Here is a 14745-nt window from a genome sequence, read left to right on the forward strand (position 1 = left end):
AAATGCCAAATGCCCCATTCCCTGCCCGGCAGCACCGAGGGCGCCCCCGGTATATCTGCGCCATTAAACCCCGCTTTGGAACGCTTTTTTACACAGAATCCGCTATCGATAGCTGGCAGCAGGGTTGAATTGGTTTACACTGCCCGTTCAATTGCTTACTACATGGAAGAGCGATCATTATGTTGCAATTTTTTAACCGCTGCTCGCGCGGGCGTGGTGCCTGGCTGCTGATGGCATTGATTGCGCTGCTGCTGGAGCTGGCTGCGCTTTATTTTCAGCACGTCATGCTGCTACAGCCTTGCGTGATGTGTATTTATGAACGCTGCGCCCTGTTTGGTATTTTGGGGGCGGGTCTGCTTGGCGCCGTCGCGCCGAAAACCCCGCTGCGCTATGCCGCTATCCTGCTGTGGATCTACAGCGCGTGGGAAGGGGTGCAGTTGGCCTGGAAACACACCATGATCCAGTTGCACCCTTCGCCATTCAATACCTGCGACTTTTTCGTCAGCTTCCCATCCTGGCTGCCGCTGAATAAATGGCTGCCGGCGGTATTCGAAGCATCAGGCGATTGCTCTGTACGCCAATGGCAATTCCTGACGTTAGAGATGCCGCAATGGCTGGTCGGTATTTTTGCCGCCTTCCTGGTGGTTGGCGTGATTGTGCTGCTGAGCCAGTTTGTCCGCCCGCGCAAACGCGATCTGTTCGGCCGTTGATAGGCCGATAATTAAAAACGGTGCCCTGGCGGCACCGTTTTTAATGGGCTCTGCCGTCGCCATAAATATCAGCCTGACGGCGGCTTAAAGATGAGTGAAGTAATAGACGAGCACGATCAGTGCTCCAGCTATCGCAAACAGGCGCACCATTTTCATTGTTGGCTTTCTCGCAAGCGGGAATATAGCCACAGCCTACTGAACCTGCGGTTGGAAATGAAGCCTTCCCCCTGCCAATAGCCCGTAATTTACATAACATTGAACTCGGCCGCCGGCGTGGCCGGCCCGCTATCGCATCAGCAGAAAATCGGCGTGCCGATTAAGAAACCGCGCCGCTGCGCACGGAAATTTCCGGCTCGTTATTCACCGGGAAATTCACTGAGCGCGCAATAAAGCACATGTCGTGGGCCTTGTGATGCAAATCCAGGGCGGTTTGGCGATCCGAATCAGCCGTTATCTCAACCCGGGGCCGCAGCGTAACCGATGAGAATTGGCCGGCGCCGCTGCTTTCTTCCAGCATAACGCCCTCGGCTTCATCGTGATAAGCCACCACCGTGACGCCAGCGGCGGCGCACAGGCCAAGATACCAGAGCTTATGGCAGGCGCTGAGCGAAGCCAGCAGCAGTTCCTCCGGGTTCCAGCGCGCCGGATCCCCACGGAAGCTCGGATCCGCCGAACCGAAGACGGGCGGTTTGCCTGCCGCATTGATTTCATGGTTGCGGCTGTAGCCACGATAATTGGCGGTGCCGCTACCCTCATTCCCCGTCCAGAGCACGTTGACCCGGTAAGTATGCTGCTTCTCTGCCATCACTTTCTCCTATGCCCCATCCGGCGCGATTGCCACGCGCGCAGAAACAGCCTCTGTTAAATCAACAACTGGGCGTTTAATGAAAATTTAATGGGGGGCATCCATGGCCGAAATTAACACCAACCGGGCGCCGTTATCTCGCCCAGTCAGGCTTGTTCAAAATATGATCCTGCCAATCGACCACCTCGCTTTCACGCACGGCAATATGGCGCACGGTAATGCGCTCGCCATGCATGGCGGCTTTGGAACCGCTGATAAGCGGGTGCCACGCATACAGCGGCTTGCCTTCGCCGATTAGCCGGTAGGCGCAGGTTGGCGGCAGCCAGTCGAAGGTCACCAAATTCTCCCGCGTCAGCTTGATGCAGTCCTCTTCCAGCTCAAAACGGCGATCGTAGTGACGGCACTGGCAGGATTTGATGTTCAATTGGTTGCAGGCCACGTTGGTGAAATAAATCTCATCGGTGTCTTCATCGATCAGTTTATTCAGGCAACACTGCCCGCAGCCGTCGCACAGCGACTCCCACTCTTGTTCTGACATTTCCGCCAGGGTTTTGGTTTGCCAAAAAGGGCGTTGTGACATGGTGAAATCCGGTAATAAATCTATACTCGTCATACTTCAAGTTGCAGGTGTGTTGGCTTTCCTCGCTCACCCCAGTCACTTACTTGAGTAAGCTCCTGGGGATTCGCTGTGTCGCCGCCTTCCTGCAACTCGAATTATTTAGAGTATAAGCCAATAAAAAGCCCGCAAGCAGGCGCAAGGGCGGGACTATAGCGAAACCCGCCGCAGAATGGAAATAAAAGCCTAAGAGAATCAAAGCAGTAAAGCGTAATTCAGTTAAAAAACACACTGATAGCTATTATAGCGGAAAAGCAGCCCTGCCGCCGCCACGCGGCGGCAGAACCAATGCTAGATAACGCGGGTGGTCAGCGTTTTGCCATTAACGGAAACTTTCAGCATATCGCCGGAGTTCATCGGGCCAACGCCCTGCGGCGTGCCGGTCAGGATGATATCCCCCGCGCGCAGAGTAAAGAAGCGGCTCATATAGCTGATCAACGGCAGAATCGGCGTGATCATGTCGCGCGTGTTGCCCTGCTGGCGCACTTCATCATTCACCGTCAGAGACAAATCCACATTTTGCGGATCGCCAAACTCCGCCACCGGGATAAAGCCCGAGATCGGACAGGAGCCATCAAAACCTTTGGCTTTTTCCCACGGCTGCCCCGCTTTCTTGAACGAAGCCTGTAGCTCGCGCAGCGTTAAATCCAGCGCCACGCCATAGCCGGCAATCGCCCGCGCGACGCGATCTTCATTAGCCTGTTTCAACGGCGTGCCGATCAGCACCGCCAGCTCCACCTCGTGATGCACCGGGCCAAAGCCTTTAGGAATGGCCACCGGCTGGCGGATGTCGCACAGCGCGGTTTCCGGCTTGATAAACACCACCGGTTCAGCGGCTACGGCACTGCCCATCTCTTTAATGTGATCGGCATAGTTGCTGCCCACACACACCACTTTGTTTACCGGAAAATCAAGCAACGTGCCCTGCCAGTCTCGATGTTGATACATACCGCTTCTCCTGACGAAAATAGGGCCGGATCAACCGCGCCCCTGAAAATAAGCCGATGCATGCCGCTGCGCCGATAGGTTAAGGTGCACACGCAGTGCATGAAACAGAAACGTTACCATAAACCAATCACGCTTTACCTGCATATCATTCGGTGCTGACGCCTATCGTACTGCGGCTGCGGCACGATGGGCCAGGGCGCCGCTGATTACGCTTTTTTAGCGCCCACGTGCTGGTTTAATAGACTTTCCACCGGCGGCGGGAACTGCAGATAAAACCCTTCCTCTTGCAGGGCCGTTTTTACTTTATCAATATCCGCATTGGCTAATTTTTCACGCCCGGCCAGATTCAGCATCATGGAAAACTGGGGCGCGCCAAAACTTTTCAGCAGTTCTTCCGGCACCCGAGAGAAATCGTCTTTTTTTTCGACATAAAGATAAGTTTGATCGCGTTTTGGGCTTCTATAGATCACACAAAGCATTTTTTTAACTCTAATTAATTGGAACGGTATCTTGCCTGGATATAACTCTGACTATAACATGCATATAGTACATCGGAATATCGTACCCCGAGAGGTATTCCGGGGATTTAAAGTTGCTGAAACTGAGTCAGGATAGATGTCACAATCGCCAATTGAGCTAAAAGGCAGCAGTTTTACCCTATCGGTTGTTCATTTGCATAATTCAGAACCCGAGGTAATACGTCTGGCGTTGCAGGAAAAAGTGGATCAAGCTCCAGCTTTCCTGAAAAACGCGCCTGTTGTTATCAACGTCGCAGCGCTAAACGGCAATGCGGACTGGAAGGAACTTCAACAGGCTGTCGCTGCGGCAGGTCTGCGCGTTGTCGGCATCAGCGGATGCAAAGATGAGCAGCAAAAACGCGCCATAGCCCGTGCAGGGCTGCCGCTGCTGAGTGAGGGCAAGGGCCAGAAAATGGCCGCACCCGAACCAGTGCCGGCGCCGGTTGAAGAGCCGGCCATTGCCAAAACACGCATCATCAGCACCCCTGTCCGTTCCGGCCAACAAATTTATGCCCGCAACAGCGATTTAATCGTCACCAGCAGCGTCAGCGCAGGTGCTGAACTGATTGCCGATGGCAACATTCACATCTATGGCATGATGCGCGGCCGTGCACTGGCAGGCGCCTCCGGCGACACCCACTGCCAGATTTTTTGCACGCACCTGGGGGCTGAGCTAGTCTCTATCGCAGGGCAGTATTGGTTAAGCGATCAGATCCCGTCCGATTACTTCGGTCAGGCTGCGCGGCTTAGCCTGTTGGATAACGTTTTAACCATACAACCGTTAAATTAAGCCCTTTTGACAAGGAATCCATTCATGGCACGCATTATTGTTGTTACATCGGGTAAAGGGGGCGTTGGCAAGACCACTTCGAGCGCGGCCATCGCAACCGGCCTTGCCCAGAAAGGTAAGAAAACCGTGGTGATCGATTTCGATATCGGCCTGCGTAACCTTGACCTGATCATGGGCTGCGAGCGCCGTGTGGTTTATGATTTCGTCAACGTGATTCAGGGTGATGCCACGCTGAATCAGGCGTTAATCAAAGACAAACGCACCGAAAACCTTTACATCCTGCCCGCCTCGCAAACGCGTGATAAAGACGCGTTGACCCGCGAAGGCGTTGAAAAAGTGCTGAACGGCCTTAACGAGATGGATTTTGATTTCGTCGTTTGCGACTCACCGGCCGGCATCGAAACCGGTGCGCTGATGGCGCTGTATTTTGCCGATGAAGCGGTGATCACCACCAACCCTGAAGTCTCTTCGGTGCGTGACTCCGACCGTATTCTCGGCATTCTGTCGTCCAAATCGCGCCGCGCTGAAAAAGGCGAAGAGCCGATCAAGGAACACCTGCTGCTCACCCGCTACAACCCTGGCCGCGTCAACCGGGGCGACATGCTGAGCATGGAAGACGTGCTGGAAATCCTGCGTATCCCGCTGGTAGGCGTCATTCCTGAAGACCAATCCGTGCTGCGTGCGTCCAACCAGGGCGAACCAGTGATCCTGGACAACGACTCAGACGCCGGTAAGGCGTATGAGGATACCGTTCACCGTTTATTAGGAGAAGAACGCCCTTTCCGCTTCATCGAAGAAGAGAAGAAGGGTTTCCTGAAACGCCTTTTTGGGGGATAAACCATGGCTTTGTTAGATTTTTTTCTGTCCCGCAAAAAAACGACAGCCAGTGTAGCCAAGGAACGGTTACAGATTATCGTTGCAGAACGTCGCCGTGGGGACAGTGAGCCCCCTTATCTGCCTGATTTGAAACGTGATATCTTAGCCGTCATTTGTAAATACATTCAAATTGACCCTGAGATGCTGCACGTGCAGTTTGAGCAGAAAGGGGATGATATTTCGGTTCTTGAACTTAACGTAACGTTACCGGAATCGGAAGAAACGGCTAAATGATAGCAGCACATTCAATCCCCTCCCGGCATATTTTGCAGGAGGGGGCTGTATGTGCATCCAGTTATATTCTCTGCACCAGTTAAATTACCGTCTATTTCTCTTTGGGATTAATCTCAGTTAAGCTCGCCTATTTTTCCCTTAGAGTTCATCATGGCGATAAAATTACCTGAAAGAAACTATTTCATTAAAATAATGATGAAGCAGAGTTGCCGCTGCTCCATTATCAATTTAGTTTGTTTAATAATTTTTCAAAATATTCTGCAGCGCTTCGGCCAATAACTCACCGCGCCAACCGCTGATTAATTCCGGTTGGCTATCGCTGCATTTCAATTGCCAATGCCAGTTCAGCAATTGATTAATCTGGCGGCGTGAAGCCAGCAGCTCGCTGCTTAAACCGCTTTGCTCGCTGACGGCGGCAATCGCCGCTTTAATATCCTTAAACACCTTTTTATAACCGGGATGATCGACCAGATTCGCCAATGGCGCAGGCAGCGCAGCGTCGTCCAGCGCGTTGGCTTCGGCCACCAGTGCCAGCAGCGTTTTGCCGTGGTAGCGGATCTCCGGGCCGCTCAGCCCCAGGGAGTCCAGTTCCCCCAGTGAAGATGGCATATAGCGCGCCACCTGCAGCAGGTTTTCCTCACGCACAACGAAGTTCACCGCCAGATCGCGCTCACGCGCCTGCTTCAGGCGCCACGCCGCCAGTTTTTGCAGGCAGGCCAACTGCCGCGGGCGCAGTTGCCAGGCGTTGGCGATTTCACGGTAAGCCAATTCCGGCGCCAGCACCTCGCTACGGCGTTGGCACAGCAGCAGGCACTCATTGGCTGCCGCCGCCGTCCACCCCGCTTCTTCGGTTTCCTGCACCAGGCGCTTTGCCATAGGCAACAGGTAGAACACATCGGCGGCGGCGTAAACGCACTGCTTTTCGGTTAACGGGCGGGCCAGCCAATCGGTGCGCGACTCGCTCTTATCCAGTTCAACCCCCATGTATTCCGCCACCAGGCTGGCGAAACCGCAGGATAATGAACGGCCGGAAAACGCCGCCAGGATCTGGGTATCCACCAACGGCGCCGGCAGGGTTTTGAACGCATTGAGAAACACTTCCAAATCTTCGCTACCGGCATGCAGGAACTTGACCACACCGCTGTCCGCCAGCAGATCGACGAACGGTTGCCATTCCACGATCGGCAACGGATCAATCAGCGAGAGTTGTTCACCATCGTATAATTGGATCAAACCCAACTGCGGGTAGTAGGTGCGCGTTCTGACAAATTCGGTGTCCAGTGCGATCTGGCCATGGTTTCTCGCCTGCTCGCAGACCTGCTGCAACCCGGCGTCTGTAGTGATCAACTGATAATTCAAAACATCATTCTCTTTGCTATTTGTATGATTCACAACATAACAACGCCGGCAATACACCGGCGTTGTTGATAATTACTGTCTGGAAAAAACTCCGGGCGGCGCATGAACCCGCTATGCGGCAGCATCAGCCGCCAACGGTGTTTTTTGCTCATCGCGCAGCTCACGCCGCAAGATTTTACCCACGTTCGATTTGGGCAGCTCACTGCGAAACTCAACGAATTTAGGCACTTTATACCCTGTCAGGTGCCGGCGGCAATGCGCCTGTAGCTCTTCAGCCGTCAACGAGGCGTCTTTCTTCACCACGCAGATCTTTACCGCCTCGCCGGAGGCATCGCTCGGCACACCGATGGCCGCACATTCCAATACTTTGGGATGTTGGCTAACCACCTCTTCGATCTCGTTGGGATAAACGTTAAACCCGGAAACCAGGATCATATCTTTTTTACGATCGACAATGCGGATAAAACCTTCATCATCCACGGTAACGATATCACCGGTGGCAAGCCAGCCGTCTTGCAATACTTCTGCCGTCCCTTCAGGGCGTTGCCAATAGCCTAACATAACTTGCGGCCCTTTTACCCACAGTTCACCCGGCGAACCAGCAGGCACATCACGCCCGGCGTCGTCCAGCAGGCGAACTTCGGTTGAAGGCACCGGCAAACCGATACTGCCGCTGTAGCGCTGAAGATCATAAGGGTTGCCGGTCACCAGCGGCGCACATTCCGTCAGGCCGTAGCCTTCCAGCAGGTGCCTGCCGGTAATGCTTTGCCATTTATCCGCCACGGCCTTCTGCACCGACATACCGCCGCCCACCGACAACCGCAGGGTGGAAAAATCGAGCCGGCAAAAATCCGTATTATTCAGCAGCGCGTTAAACAACGTGTTTACGCCGGTCATCACGGTAAAGGGATACTTCGCCAGCTCCTTGACCATCCCAGGAATATCGCGCGGGTTGGTAATCAGCAGGTTGTTGGCCCCCAGATCGATAAACAGCAGGCAGTTCACCGTCAGCGCAAAAATGTGATACAGCGGCAATGCCGTCACCACTAGCGTCTGGTTGCCCTGCAATAACGGGGCATAAGCGGCTTTCGCCTGCTCCAGGTTAGCCTGCATATTCCGGTGGGTGAGCATCGCCCCCTTGGCCACGCCGGTGGTGCCGCCGGTGTACTGCAAAAAGGCCAGATCGTCGTTGGTAATCGCCGGCTTCACATACTGGAGCCGCCGCCCCTGCTGCAAGGCCGCGCGATAAGAGATGGCGTCCGGCAGGTTGTATTTTGGCACCAGGCGCTTGATATACTTCACCACAAAGTTCACCAGCGTCCCTTTGGCCGTGGACAACTGATCGCCCATGCGCGTCAGGATCACATGCTTCACCTGGGTTTTATAAACCACTTTTTCCAGGGTGTGGGCAAAGTTGGAAACGATGACAATCGCCGCGGCGCCGCTGTCGTTAAGCTGGTGTTCCAGTTCCCTTGGCGTATAGAGGGGGTTAACGTTGACGACCACCATCCCGGCGCGCAGGATGCCGAATAATGCGATCGGGTATTGCAACAGGTTGGGCATCATCACCGCGACGCGATCGCCGGGCTTCAGCCCCAGCGAATTTTGCAGATAAGCGGCGAAGGCCCGGCTGCGCTCTTCCAGCTTGCGGAAAGTCATAACCGCGCCCATGTTGATGAACGCCGGTTGATCCGCATAACGCACCGCGGCGCGTTCAAACATATCCACTAAAGACGTATATCGATCGGCATTTATTTCCGCCGGAACATCTGCCGGGTAGCGTTTTAACCAGACCTTATCCAAGGTATTACTCCTGAAATCATTACTCATCATTATCGCAGCCTCTAACGCGCAACCGCAAATTAACAATATTTTAACTCATCATACCAGATTCTGTTTTAAACAATATTCAGGTTGCGATGCATATCACTAATTGCTAACGGTTTATGCCGCTAAAAGAATAAGGCGGCCTAAGCCGCCTTATTCACAAGGGCAAACTACGCCTTGTCTATTCCGTCACGATGGTTTGAACCTGCGCTGGGGTTGGGCCGTACCAGCCGTAGCCTGGCCCCCAACCGGGGCCCCATGGGCCATGACGCCAGCCCCACGGCCCCATTGGAGCGGGTGGCATCATCACCTGTTGCACCAGGCGCCAACGCTTATAACCGGTAACATTCAGCGTGACGAAGTCATACGGCGTATTGCCGATTTTGCCCGGATGCAAACCGGTAATCGGCCCGACGACGGTCACCATCTGCCCTTTGAAATCCACCGGGTCGAGGAAACCGTTTACCGAAGCCAACAGCCGCCCCTGCGACGGCTCGCCGAGCAGCGGGCGCGCTGCGCCATCTAACGGCAATGCCGCTATCTCAAGCACCGTTCTGCCGCGATCGTTGGCGACGCCAACCACCTTGCCGCCAAAGCGCCCTTCCGCGCCGCTGAAGGTTTTCGGCGCTGCCTGCACCGACGAAAGCGCCGTTACCGGCGTTTCGGTGGTGCCTTTAATGGCATCCGGCACGCTCACACAACCAGACAGTGCCAACGCGCTGCCGACCACCGCGGCCAACAGCCATTTGTTCATTACAGTACGGGTTCGCATCGTGGTAATCTCCTGAAATACCCGCTAATTAGACCCCAATTATTCCGGCAAGTTGCCGCCGCAGGTCAGCGTTACCTCAACGGTAGCACAACCAGATGACATCTTATTCTCGCCCCGGCAGCTTTTTCCAGGTCACTTCATTGCGCAAATACGTGGGCTGCGCGTTTTCTACGCTGACCACCGCCTCTTGTTGCCAGGCCTGGAGCGCCAACGGCAGCATATCTTCCGCATGTGGCAGCAGTATTTGCCCATCGCTGATTGCCAGCGTCTGGCCGGCCACCAAATCGGGGTAGGTTTGCCAGCCAGTGCCCACCGTAGCCCATTGCCCGGAAAGCCGCGCCGCCCTTTCCTGCACCTGCTGGGGCGAAAGTACCGCTTCGCCTTCGCTTTCCAGCCAATGCCCATCGGCCTGGCGTTCAAACTGGCCCCAGTACACTTCGCCCATCCGGGCATCAATGGCGGCCAATACCCGCTGTGCGCCGCTGACCCGCCACGCGCCCTGCGCCATCGTCTGCAAGGTGGAAAGACCTATCATCGGCAGATCGGCCCCTAATGCCAGCCCCTGCGCGATACCAATCCCGATACGCACGCCGGTGAAGCTGCCCGGCCCACGGCCAAACGCCAGGGCGTCCAGTTGCGAAAGCGACAGGCCGGACTCGGCCAATACCTGCTCAACCAGCGGTAGAATGCGTTGCGTATGTTCGCGTGGGCAAAGTTCAAACAGGGCGCGGGTTTCGCCTTGATTCCAAATGGCAACGGAACAGGCTTCCGTTGCCGTATCGATCGCTAAAATTCGCGTGGACATGCCAACCTCTGGCGTGAAAATCAATGGGTTTCAATCAGGGCGCGCATTGTAGCACAGCCGCGGAACCGAGCCTATCCGCTAAGCGGCGCCGCACAAAAAGGCGATGGCCTGGGCCAAATCGCGGGTGCGCGGCGTTGGTGGCAAGCTGTTGAGAAACACCTCGCCATACGGGCGCATCACCAGGCGGTTATCGCAAATCACCAGTACGCCGCGATCATCAGTATCGCGGATCAGGCGGCCAACGCCCTGCTTGAGGGTGATCACCGCGTCGGGCAGTTGCACCTCATTGAAAGGATCGCCGCCGCGCAGGCGGCAATCTTCAATCCGCGCCTTGAGCAGTGGATCGTCCGGTGAGGTGAACGGCAGCTTATCGATGATGACGCAAGATAGCGCGTCACCGCGCACATCCACGCCCTCCCAGAAACTGCTGGTGGCCACCAGCAAGGCATTGCCCGCTTCAACAAACTGCGACAGCAAGCGCCCTTTGCTGGTTTCGCCCTGCACCAGCACCGGCAAAGTCATACTGGCGCGGAATTCCTCCGCCAGTTCGCGCATCATCTGGTGTGAAGTACATAGGAAGAAACAGCGCCCTTGGTTGGCCTCAATCAAAGGGCGCAACATCTGGGCCAGCCGGCGTGCGCCGCCGGGTTGGTTCGGCGAAGGCAGGAAACGCGGCACGCACAGCAACGCCTGGTTGGCATAATCGAACGGGCTAGGCAACAGCAAGGTTTTGGCCTTGTTCAACCCCAGGCGCTCGGTAAAGTGCCCCATTTGTTCATTCACCGACAGCGTGGCGGAAGTAAAAATCCAGGCGCCCGGCTTTTCATTGAGCAGTTCACGGAAACGTTCAGCAACCGTCAATGGCGTCAGCGCCATCACGAAGTGCCGTGAGCTGCATTCATACCAATAACTGAAGCCAGGTTCATTAATTTCTTTCAGGCGCTTCAGGCGCGCGCGGTACTGCGTGGCACGCTCAAAGGCGGCATCCAGCAACGCCGAACGGCCAAGGGCCATTTTTACCACGTCATAGCATAGCTCCAGGGCATCATCGAGCAGCAGCAAGGCCCGTTGCACATTGGGCTGCCCCATCACCTGGCGCAGGTTGCCGCGAAAACCGGGCTCACCCAGCGCCAGCCGGAAATCCTGGGTACTTTGGCTTAAGCGATCGGCACTTTTTTGCAACTGCGCCATATCGCGCACTTCGGTGCGGTAGGCGATGGTGATGTCTTTGGCCAGGTCCAGCAATTGGCGGCTGGTCAGCTGTTTGCCGAAATACTGGCTGGCGATATCAGGGATCTGGTGCGCTTCATCGAAAATCATCACGTCGGCGTCGGGGATCAGCTCGGCAAAGCCACTCTCCTTCACTACCATATCCGCCAGGAACAGGTGATGGTTCACCACCACCACGTCGGCGTCCATCGCCCGGCGGCGCGCTTTCACCACAAAGCAGTCTTTGTAAAGCGGGCAGTCGCTTCCCAGGCAATTGTCATTGGTGCTGGTCACCAGCGGCCAGACAAAGCTGTCTTCAGCCACGTCGCTGCAGGTGCTGATATCCCCTTCAGTGGTCTGCGAAGACCAGGTGCGCAGCCGAACCAGATCGATCAACGCCTGCCCGGCCAACTCGCCGCCGGCCATTGACTGTTGTTCCAGCCGCTCCAGGCACAGGTAATTGGAACGCCCTTTCAGCAGCGCCAGTTTGCCTTTGAACTTTATCGCCTTTGCAACCGTTGGCAGATCGCGCGCGTACAGCTGGTCCTGCAGCGCCTTGGAGCCGGTGGAGATGATGACTTTACGGTTGGCCCGCAGCGCCGGAACCAGGTAAGCAAAGGTTTTGCCGGTGCCGGTCCCCGCTTCCACCACCAATTCCTGTTTAAAATTGATCGCCTCCGCCACCGCGTTGGCCATCAGCCGTTGGGATTCTCGCGGTTTAAACCCGTTGATTGCCTGCGCCAATGCGCCGTCTGTTGCAAAATCGTCTGCCACGCTATCTCTCTGCCAGGAACATTCAGCGGTGATTATGCCAAGCATGGCCTGCCACGGCTACCACCGTCTTGATCGCGCCCCACGCCAGGCGATGGCTGTGCTACCCTAGGGGGATGATTAACCGGGAGAAAACCGACATGAGTATTGAACGTATCGATGCGGAACAGCGCTGGTCCGAAGCCGTGATCTATAACGGCACCGTTTATTACACCAGCGTGCCAGACAATCTGGATGAGGATGCCACCGCGCAAACGGCGAATGCCCTTGCGGCCGTTGATGTGCTGTTGGCCCGGGTGGGATCGGATAAAAGCCGCATTCTCGACGTCACGATTTTCCTGGCCGACGCCGCCGACTTCGCCGCCATGAACGCCGCCTGGGATGCCTGGGTTAGCGCAGGCTGTGCGCCGGTCCGCTGCACCGTGCAGGCGACGTTGATGAACCCCAAATACAAGGTGGAAATTAAAATCATCGCCGCGCAATAAACCGCAAAACCGCGGGGGGTATGACCACCACCGCGGTTTTAAACGCTGGCGGCTAGGCCAGCTTGATGATCACCATCCCCAACAGCAGCAGGGCCAGCCCGATCCAGCCTTTATGGTTCAAACGTTGCCCGAACAGGATCCAGCCTGCGGCCACGGTCGCCACGATGCCAAAACCGCCCCACAACGCATAAGCCACCGAAAGATCAATGCCTTTGACCGCCTGCGCCAGCGCGCTGAAGGCCCCCAGCACCGAGAGCAGCGATAAAACCCCCAGCCATACTCTGCGAAAGCCGTCGGACATTTTAAGAAAAATGTTGGCGATGATTTCCAGCACGATAGCCAATGCCAGAAAGCCAATATGAAACCACTCAAGCTGTTGCATGGCCGCCACCCGAAATGTTGCCCGGTTTTCGTGCCTTGCAGGTGCCAGATTTCACCAGCAGAATACCGGCGACCAGCGTTGCCAGCCCCAACACTTTCAGCGGGGAGATCGGCTCATCGAACCACACCACGCTGAATACGGTAATCAGCAGGATGCCGATGCCTTCCCACAGGGCGTAGGCGACCCCCAACGCGACGCGTTTTATCGCCACCGACAGCAACATGTACGAAGCCGTAATCATCATGTACATCACCAGGTGCCCGGTAATGCCGCCACTCACGCTGGCATATTTCATCGAAAGCGTGCCGATAATCTCGGTCACAATGGCTAATGCTAAAAAAATCCAATAAATCATTATTTTTCCCCCAAACGGCGAATAACGCACGCAAAGGTATATTTATCCCGATTTATCTCATCCATAACGGATACGGAGATCTCTGGGGATAAACTGACCCAAACGTAATCAAGGTATTTTTCCCGGCGACACGCAATGGCAGATCTGCCATCAGCACCGGTTAAGGGAGAAAGACGCTATAGCTCGCTGGACCAGTGATGTTCACTGGCAAGAATGGCGGAAAGGAAAAGCTGGCAACCAGAAGTTCTGGGGGTAATTCCATTAGTTATCATCATAATTATTCTCTATCTTCAGCCGCACACCGTGCGATTTGCCCAATATCCTCATCAATATAAAATTTTCAGCTGCATCAGTTGTACCATAGTCGATTTAATAAAGCAAACTACCGTTTTCAGCAATCAATAAGGAAAAAGCGTTTAAAAATAATAACGTTACTGTTTTGAAAAATGAAAAATCGTGGTGCTGCGGATAGCACGGTAGCGGCAAGGGTTGTACAAAATTACAGCGCAAGCCTGTCGGGCTGCGGGCCGGCGCGCCACGTTGAATCGGCTAATGGGTATCCAGGCGGGGATAAAAAAAATGCCAACCCCGTGAGGTTGGCATCAGCAGACGAGTTGCGGTTAAGCGCTTGCGCCGGCGACCGCCGTGCGCGCCAGTTCGGTGATGCGCGCGTAATCGCCTTTTTCCAGCGCGTCGGCCGGCACCAGCCAGGAGCCGCCGATGCACAGCACGCTTTTCAACGCCAGGTAGTCACGGTAATTGTTCGGCGTGATGCCGCCGGTCGGGCAGAAACGCACCTGCGGGAACGGGCCGCCAATCGCCTGCAGCGCTTTCACCCCGCCATTGGCCTCCGCCGGGAAGAACTTGAATTCACGCAGGCCGTAATCCATCCCCAGCATCAGTTCGGAAACAGTGCTAATGCCCGGGATCAGCGGGATGATGCCTGCGGTGGCGGCTTGCAGCAAATCGGCCGTCAGCCCAGGGCTGATGGCGAACTGTGCACCGGCATCGGTAACGTCTTGCAACTGCTGAGGATTGATCACGGTGCCGGCGCCGATAATGGCATCAGGCACGTCTTTGGCGATGGCGCGAATGGCCTCCAGGGCGCACGCGGTGCGGAGCGTTACTTCCAGCACCTTCACACCGCCGGCAACCAGCGCTTTTGCCAACGGCACTGCGTGTTCCAGTTGGTTAATCACAATCACAGGGACGACCGGGCCAGCGGTGAGGATCTGCTCTGCGCTGGTTTTCCAGTTTTTCATTTTAGGGCTCCATTAGTGAGG

The 14745-nt window shown here is 55.5% G+C and carries 18 protein-coding genes; 6 read left to right on the forward strand and 12 right to left on the reverse strand.

The genetic code is table 11. From position 1 onward, the window contains the following. The first annotated feature begins 179 nt into the window (after window positions 1–179). Window positions 180–710, forward strand: a complete 531-nt coding sequence (gene dsbB / locus AC559G_RS23285; RefSeq protein ID WP_095844512.1) for a disulfide bond formation protein DsbB — start codon at window positions 180–182, stop codon at window positions 708–710. A gap of 90 nt (window positions 711–800) precedes the next feature. Beyond that, window positions 801–947: a hypothetical protein gene (locus AC559G_RS23290; RefSeq protein WP_165906990.1), complete on the forward strand. Its 147-nt coding sequence runs from the start codon at window positions 801–803 to the stop codon at window positions 945–947. Window positions 948–1026: 79 nt separating this feature from the next. Here the strand turns inward: AC559G_RS23290 and AC559G_RS23295 are convergent, their stop codons facing one another. From AC559G_RS23295 to AC559G_RS23310, 4 genes are all read right to left on the reverse strand, one after another. Beyond that, window positions 1027–1515 (reverse strand): OsmC family protein, encoded by a 489-nt coding sequence (locus AC559G_RS23295; protein ID WP_498915022.1) that lies wholly within the window; start codon window positions 1513–1515, stop codon window positions 1027–1029. Between the two features lie 133 nt (window positions 1516–1648). Further along, a complete protein-coding gene (gene ycgN / locus AC559G_RS23300) occupies window positions 1649–2095 on the reverse strand; it encodes a cysteine cluster protein YcgN (protein ID WP_438598487.1) in 447 nt (148 codons plus the stop codon). Window positions 2096–2422: 327 nt separating this feature from the next. Further along, window positions 2423–3079, reverse strand: coding sequence for a fumarylacetoacetate hydrolase family protein (locus AC559G_RS23305; RefSeq protein ID WP_095844515.1), 657 nt, complete (start codon window positions 3077–3079; stop codon window positions 2423–2425). A 206-nt stretch (window positions 3080–3285) separates the two neighbouring features. Then, entirely contained in the window at window positions 3286–3558 is a 273-nt protein-coding gene (locus tag AC559G_RS23310) for a YcgL domain-containing protein (RefSeq protein WP_438598922.1), read from the reverse strand. Window positions 3559–3694: 136 nt separating this feature from the next. Between AC559G_RS23310 and minC the strand changes: the two genes are divergently transcribed. From minC to minE, 3 genes are read left to right on the forward strand one after another with little or no spacing between them, the layout of a single operon-like run. After that, window positions 3695–4387 (forward strand): septum site-determining protein MinC, encoded by a 693-nt coding sequence (minC, locus tag AC559G_RS23315; RefSeq protein ID WP_462616081.1) that lies wholly within the window; start codon window positions 3695–3697, stop codon window positions 4385–4387. A 24-nt stretch (window positions 4388–4411) separates the two neighbouring features. Continuing rightward, a complete protein-coding gene (gene minD, locus AC559G_RS23320; RefSeq protein WP_438598924.1) occupies window positions 4412–5224 on the forward strand; it encodes a septum site-determining protein MinD in 813 nt (270 codons plus the stop codon). Window positions 5225–5227: 3 nt separating this feature from the next. After that, window positions 5228–5497 carry a cell division topological specificity factor MinE gene (gene minE, locus AC559G_RS23325; protein WP_095844519.1) on the forward strand — a complete coding sequence of 90 codons (270 nt, stop codon included), beginning with the start codon at window positions 5228–5230 and terminating at the stop codon, window positions 5495–5497. A 237-nt stretch (window positions 5498–5734) separates the two neighbouring features. On the opposite strand, the gene rnd is transcribed toward minE, so the two are convergent. The 5 genes from rnd to yoaA form a co-directional block, all read right to left on the reverse strand. After that, entirely contained in the window at window positions 5735–6856 is a 1122-nt protein-coding gene (gene rnd, locus AC559G_RS23330) for a ribonuclease D (RefSeq protein WP_498915026.1), read from the reverse strand. Between the two features lie 111 nt (window positions 6857–6967). Then, window positions 6968–8659 carry a long-chain fatty acid--CoA ligase gene (fadD, locus tag AC559G_RS23335; protein WP_498915102.1) on the reverse strand — a complete coding sequence of 564 codons (1692 nt, stop codon included), beginning with the start codon at window positions 8657–8659 and terminating at the stop codon, window positions 6968–6970. Between the two features lie 205 nt (window positions 8660–8864). After that, window positions 8865–9455 carry a Slp family lipoprotein gene (locus AC559G_RS23340; protein ID WP_462616074.1) on the reverse strand — a complete coding sequence of 197 codons (591 nt, stop codon included), beginning with the start codon at window positions 9453–9455 and terminating at the stop codon, window positions 8865–8867. Window positions 9456–9558: 103 nt separating this feature from the next. Beyond that, window positions 9559–10260, reverse strand: coding sequence for a tRNA (adenosine(37)-N6)-threonylcarbamoyltransferase complex dimerization subunit type 1 TsaB (gene tsaB, locus AC559G_RS23345; protein ID WP_416262425.1), 702 nt, complete (start codon window positions 10258–10260; stop codon window positions 9559–9561). Window positions 10261–10338: 78 nt separating this feature from the next. Further along, a complete protein-coding gene (gene yoaA / locus AC559G_RS23350; protein ID WP_438598075.1) occupies window positions 10339–12243 on the reverse strand; it encodes a DNA repair helicase YoaA in 1905 nt (634 codons plus the stop codon). Between the two features lie 137 nt (window positions 12244–12380). Here yoaA and AC559G_RS23355 point away from each other — a divergent pair, with 137 nt between their 5' ends. Then, complete coding sequence (locus tag AC559G_RS23355; protein ID WP_498915029.1) at window positions 12381–12725, forward strand: RidA family protein; 345 nt, start codon at window positions 12381–12383, stop codon at window positions 12723–12725. Between the two features lie 52 nt (window positions 12726–12777). Here AC559G_RS23355 and mdtI read toward each other — a convergent pair whose 3' ends face one another. From mdtI to AC559G_RS23370, 3 genes are all read right to left on the reverse strand, one after another. Then, on the reverse strand, window positions 12778–13107 hold the full coding sequence (gene mdtI / locus AC559G_RS23360; RefSeq protein WP_438598073.1) for a multidrug/spermidine efflux SMR transporter subunit MdtI: 330 nt from the start codon (window positions 13105–13107) through the stop codon (window positions 12778–12780). Next, entirely contained in the window at window positions 13094–13462 is a 369-nt protein-coding gene (gene mdtJ, locus AC559G_RS23365) for a multidrug/spermidine efflux SMR transporter subunit MdtJ (protein WP_121525935.1), read from the reverse strand. Before mdtJ ends, mdtI begins: the two co-directional genes overlap by 14 nt. A gap of 620 nt (window positions 13463–14082) precedes the next feature. After that, on the reverse strand, window positions 14083–14724 hold the full coding sequence (locus tag AC559G_RS23370; protein ID WP_498915031.1) for a bifunctional 4-hydroxy-2-oxoglutarate aldolase/2-dehydro-3-deoxy-phosphogluconate aldolase: 642 nt from the start codon (window positions 14722–14724) through the stop codon (window positions 14083–14085). Window positions 14725–14745: the final 21 nt, after the last annotated feature.

The sequence above is a fragment of the Gibbsiella greigii genome (genome assembly GCF_039540155.1).
Lineage (GTDB): Bacteria > Pseudomonadota > Gammaproteobacteria > Enterobacterales > Enterobacteriaceae > Gibbsiella > Gibbsiella quercinecans.